Annotated in this window: 4 protein-coding genes; 2 read left to right on the plus strand and 2 right to left on the minus strand. The window is 74.0% G+C overall.

Annotated elements, in window-relative coordinates:
* Positions 1–95 precede the first annotated feature (95 nt).
* Positions 96–1,571, plus strand: coding sequence for an FG-GAP-like repeat-containing protein (locus AOK15_RS38960; RefSeq protein WP_055523680.1), 1,476 nt, complete (start codon positions 96–98; stop codon positions 1,569–1,571).
* A 59-nt stretch (positions 1,572–1,630) separates the two neighbouring features.
* Here AOK15_RS38960 and AOK15_RS38965 read toward each other — a convergent pair whose 3' ends face one another.
* Positions 1,631–3,322: a thiamine pyrophosphate-binding protein gene (locus AOK15_RS38965; protein WP_055523686.1), complete on the minus strand. Its 1,692-nt coding sequence runs from the start codon at positions 3,320–3,322 to the stop codon at positions 1,631–1,633.
* A 34-nt stretch (positions 3,323–3,356) separates the two neighbouring features.
* Entirely contained in the window at positions 3,357–4,358 is a 1,002-nt protein-coding gene (gene speB / locus AOK15_RS38970; RefSeq protein WP_055523689.1) for an agmatinase, read from the minus strand.
* 175 nt (positions 4,359–4,533) lie between these two features.
* On the opposite strand from speB, the gene AOK15_RS38975 reads away from it, so the two are divergent.
* Positions 4,534–5,293, plus strand: a 760-nt coding sequence (locus AOK15_RS38975; RefSeq protein ID WP_338059955.1) for a PucR family transcriptional regulator ligand-binding domain-containing protein, incomplete at its 3' end; no start/stop codon positions are given.

Here is a 5,293-nt window from a genome sequence, read left to right on the forward strand (position 1 = left end):
CCTACAACCCCCACCGCCCGTACAACCCCCGCCCCCTTGTTCGAGTCGCACTTCCTGAGCAGCAACAGTCACGATCGACTCGAAAGGCACCGCCCATGTCCCGAGCCCCCCGAGCCACCCGACGCAGGATCAGCAGCGCCCTCCTGGCCGTACCCCTGGCCGCGTCGGTGGTGTTGACCGGCTCCGGCTCCGCGTCGGCCGCCCCGGCCTCCGTCCCGGCCGCCGACGACTTCAACGGGGACGGCTACGCCGACCTGGTCGTCGGCGCGCCGGGCGCGACGGTGTCCGGCAAGACGAAGGCCGGGTACGTGGCCGTGACGTACGGCTCGGCAAAGGGGCTGTCCACGGCCAATAAGAAGATCGTCAGCCGCTCGACCACCGGGATTCCCGGGGCGGCCACCCAGAACCAGCTGTTCGGCGCCTCGTTCGCCAAGGCCGACCTGGACCGCGACGGTTACGGCGACCTGGTGATCGCGGGCGGCAAGGAGGGCTCGGTGATCCTTTGGGGTTCCGCGTCCGGCCTGACCGGCGGCACGGGCATCGCGTACGGGGCCGCGCCGCAGGCGGGTGACTTCGACGGCGACGGCAAGACGGACCTGGCGCTGTTCTCCGCGCAGCGGGTGAGCGGTGACGACCCGTCGGGCGCCCCGGCCGCGCTGTGGAAGGGCCCGATCAAGCGCGACGGCAAGCCGACGGCCGTCCTGCCGCTCCTCGACAAGTCCCTGTGGTGGGGCTACTCCGAGGAGGACGCCTCCTGCGCGACCGGCGGCGGCTGCGAGGACGGCCCCTCCTCCATCACCGGCCCGGTGGTGTCCGGCGAGGTCGGCGACTTCAACGGCGACGGCCGCGACGACCTCGTCCAGTGGGTCTACACCGGCGACGGCACCTGGGGGAACCGTCTGCTCATGGGCGGCGGCGCCACCGGCTTCACCCGCGGTCAGGCGCCCGGCGACACCACGGGCGGCGACGCGGGCACGGGCGTCGGCGACGTGAACGGCGACGGCTACGACGACCTGGTGGTCGGCGCCGACGACTGGTCCCAGAAGGGCCGTATCGCCTACGGCTCCGCCGCGGGCCTCACCGACGCGAACACCCACGCCTTCGACCAGGACCTGCCGGGCTTCCCGGGCGCCCAGGAGGAGGACGACCGCCTCGGCTCCTCCGTGTCGGTCGCCGACGTCACGGGCGACGGTTTCGCGGACGTCGCGCTCGGCATCGAGGGCGAGGACATCGGCACCGTCGCCGACGCCGGCTCGGTCGCCCTGCTCCACGGCAGCGCCGCGGGCCTGACCGGCACCGGCGCCCAGGTCTTCCACCAGAACACGGCGGGTGTCCCCGGAGTGGCCGAGGCGAACGACCAGTTCGGCGCGACGACCGCGCTGCTCGACGTCGACGGCGACGGCCACCGGGACCTGGCGGCCGCGTCCATCGCCGAGAACGCCTCCAACGGCGCCGTCTGGCTCCTGCACGGCACCGCGTCGGGCCTGACCACCAAGTCGGCCCTGGCCTTCGGCCCGAAGGACCTCGCGGCCCCGTACACGAACGCCCTGTTCGGCAGCTACCTGCGCTGACCCGCTGACAACGACGGGGACGGGCCGCCCGGAGCGAGAACTCCGGGCGGCCCGTCGCTCTACCCGGTGACGTGGGTGGGCGCGAACATCCTCAGCACCGCCGGGAGCACCACCACCGAAGGGCCCGGCGCGGCAAGGGCCTTGGCCAGGTCCTCCGTGAGGGTCTCGGGGCTCGTCCGTACGCCCGGCACCCCGAACGACTCCGCCAGGGCCACGAAGTCCGGGCGGGTCAGCTCCGTGCCCGTCGTCGCGCCGAACGCGTCCGTCATGTACTCCCGGAGGATCCCGTAGCCGCCGTCGTCGACGATCAGCCAGGTGACATTCAGGTCGTACTGCCGGGCCGTGGCCAGTTCCGCGACGGAGTACAGCGCGCCGCCGTCGCCGGAGACGGCGAGGACGGGGGACGTGGGGTCGGCGACGGCCGCGCCGAGGGCCGCCGGGAAGGCGTAGCCGAGGCCGCCGGAACCCTGCGCCGAGTGCATCGTGTTGGCGCCCCGCGGATCGAACGCCGACCACGCCCAGTACGCGAGGATCGTCATGTCCCAGAAGGAGGGCGCCCGGGACGGCAGGGCCCGGCGGATGGACGCCAACAGGTCCTGTTCCAGGGTGAGTTCCTGGCCGTCGATGCGTGCGCGGACCTTCGCCAGCACCTCCCGCACCCGCTCGGGCGCCGACGCGTCCTCGCGGGGCTCCTCGATCGTCTCCAGCAGCGCCTGCAAGGCGAGCCGCGCGTCCGCGTGGATGCCCAGCGCGGGATGGTTCGACTCCAGCTTGCCGAGGTCCGCCTCGATCTGGACGACCCGGCCGCGCGGTTTGAACGTGTGGTAGTTCGAGGAGAGTTCGCCGAGGCCGGAGCCGACGACCAGCAGGACGTCCGCGTCCTGAAGGAAGTCCGTGGTGTGGCGGTCCTCCAGCCACGACTGGAGCGACAGCGGATGCGTCCACGGGAAGGCGCCCTTGCCGCCGAACGTGGTCACGACCGGCGCCGACAGCCGCTCCGCCAGCTGCCGCAGCTTGCCCGCCGCGTCCGCCCGTACGACTCCCCCGCCCGCGATGATCGCCGGGCGGGCGGCGGTCGCCAGCAGCTGGGCCGCCACGGCCGTCAGTTCGGGGCGCGGCGGAAGCTCCTCGGGGAAGGCGTCGCCTCCCGTCACCACCGGGATCGTCGTCTCCGCGAGCAGCACGTCCTGCGGGATCTCCACCCACACGGGTCCGTGCGGGGCGGTCAGCGCCGACTCCCAGGCGGCGGCGATCGCCGACGGGATCTGCGACTGCGTACGGACGGTGTGGACGGACTTGACGACACCCCGGAACGAGGCCGACTGGTCGGGGAGTTCGTGCAGATAGCCGTGGCGGCCGCCACCCAGGCCCGCCGTCGGGATCTGGCTGCTGACGGCGAGGACGGGCGCGGAGGCCGCGGCGGCCTCCTGGAGCGCGGCCAGCGAGGTCAGTGCGCCGGGGCCCGTCGACAGCAGCAGCGGCGCGGCCTCGCCGGTGATCCGGCCGTACGCGTCCGCCGCGAACCCCGCGTTGTTCTCCACGCGCAGGCCGACGTACCGCAGGTCGGAGCGGCGCAGCGCTTCGAACAGGCCGAGGGCGTGCTGGCCGGGCAGCCCGAACACCGTCGTCGCGCCGAGCCCGGCCAGCGTCTCCACGACCAGGTCCCCGCCGGTGCGGCCGGGCGGAGGGTTCAGCGCGGCCTCCCGCTGGGCGGCCGTCGGGCGGAGTACCAGGTCGTGGTCGTGGGTCACTGCGCTGCCTTCTCCTCGTGGTCCCTGCCGCGGATCACCCGGCCGGGTTCCCCCCGCGGGCATCGGCGATCTGGCGGGACATGATCGTGGTGAGTTCGTACGCCGTGTGCGAGGCGGCCACCGCGGTGATCTCGGCGTGATCGTACGCGGGCGCCACCTCGACGACGTCGGCGGAGACCAGGTTGCAGGAGGCCAGGCCGCGCAGGATCTCCAGGAGCTCCCGCGAGGTCATGCCGCCCGCCTCCGGGGTGCCCGTGCCGGGGGCGTGCGCCGGGTCGAGGCAGTCGATGTCGATGGAGATGTACAGCGGGCGGTCGCCGATGCGCTGGCGCAGCTGGTCGGCGACCTCGTCGGCGCCGCGCCGGTAGATGTCGGCGGACGTGACGATCCCGAAGCCCATCTTCTCGTCGTCGGTGAGGTCCTGCTTGCCGTACAGCGGGCCGCGGGTGCCCACGTGGGAGAGGGCCGAGGTGTCGAGGATGCCCTCCTCCACGGCCCGCCGGAACGGGGTGCCGTGGGTGTACTCGGCGCCGAAGTAGGTGTCCCAGGTGTCGAGATGCGCGTCGAAGTGGAGCAGCGCGACCGGGCCGTGCTTCTTGGCGACGGAGCGGAGCAGCGGCAGCGCGATGGTGTGGTCGCCACCGAGGGTCATCAGCCGGGCCCCGCTGTCGAGCAGTTCGTCGGCGGCCGCCTCGACGGTCTCCACGGCCTCGTTGATGTTGAACGGGTTGGGGGCGATGTCACCGGCGTCCGCGACCTGGGCGAGGGCGAACGGGGAGGCGTCCTGGGCCGGGTTGTAGGGGCGCAGCAGGCGGGACGCCTCGCGGATGGCGTTGCCGCCGAAGCGGGCGCCCGGCCGGTAGGAGACACCCGAGTCGAACGGCACGCCCACGACCGCGACGTCGGTCCGTCCGCCGACCTCGTCCAGGCGCGGCAGCCGGGCGAAGGTCGCGGGGCCGGCGTACCGGGGGATGCGGGAGGAGTCGACGGGACCGCGGGGCTGGCCGCCGGCTGCCGGGTTCTCGTTGCTGCTCATGGTGCGTGCTCTCCAGGAGGGGGATGCCGGTACGTGCGGAGGGGTGCCGGGTGCTGACACATGCGGGTGGGTGCGGGGACGCGGGGCGCGTGTCTCGACAGTAGGTGGCCGGGGAGCGGCTGCGAAGTGTACGTTTCATCCACTGGAGCCGTTCCGGATGGAGGGAACGCACATCATGTCGGACGCGGCGGTCCCGGCCGTGCCGCCCACCCCTCCCGTGCCCCTCGCTGCCCTCCTCGCCCGCGAGGACCTGGGGCTGCGGCAGATCGCGGGCCCGACCGACGGCGGCACGGTGATCCACGGGGCGCACACCTCGGAGCTGTCCGACCCCCACCCGTACCTCCTCGGTGGCGAGCTGCTGCTGACAGCGGGCGTGCACATCCCGGAGGCCACGGCGGGGGCGGACGCCTCGGAGCCCACGGCAGGGACGCCCACCCCGGAGGCCGCCGGGTCCGGCGCGTACTTCGACGCGTACGTCTCCCGGATCGTCGCGGCGGGCGGCGCTGCCCTCGGCTTCGGCCTCGCCCCGGTCCACGACACGGTCCCGACGGCTCTGGTGGCCGCCTGCGACAGCCACGGGCTGCCCCTGGTCGAGGTCCCGCCGCGCACGACGTTCTCCGGGGTCGCCCGCGCGGTCTGGCAGCTGATGGCCCGGGCGAGACTCGCCGAACTCCGCCGCGTCACGGAGGCCCAGCAGAGCCTCGCCGCGGCCGCGTCCCGCCCGGACCCGGTCCGAGCGGTCCTGCGCCAACTGGCCCGCCGCGTCGAGGGCCGCGCGGCCCTGTACGGCCCGGAGGGCACGGAACTGGCGGCCTTCGGACACGCCCCGGGGGAGGCGATCACCCAAGCCCTGGCCGCGCTGACAGCGGTGGTGCACCCCGCCGCCGCCAGGGGCGCGGGGAACTGCGCGACCAGCCACAACGCACCCGCAGCCG

The organism is Streptomyces ossamyceticus (assembly GCF_001418475.1).
In the GTDB taxonomy this organism is placed as follows: domain Bacteria; phylum Actinomycetota; class Actinomycetes; order Streptomycetales; family Streptomycetaceae; genus Streptomyces; species Streptomyces ossamyceticus.

What these genes read in the sequence shown, in the direction of transcription:
- AOK15_RS38960 (WP_055523680.1), top strand. Translation starts at nt 96, where the DNA reads ATGTCCCGAGCCCCCCGAGCCACCCGACGCAGGATCAGCAGCGCCCTC.
- speB (WP_055523689.1), bottom strand. Translation starts at nt 4,358, where the DNA reads ATGAGCAGCAACGAGAACCCGGCAGCCGGCGGCCAGCCCCGCGGTCCC.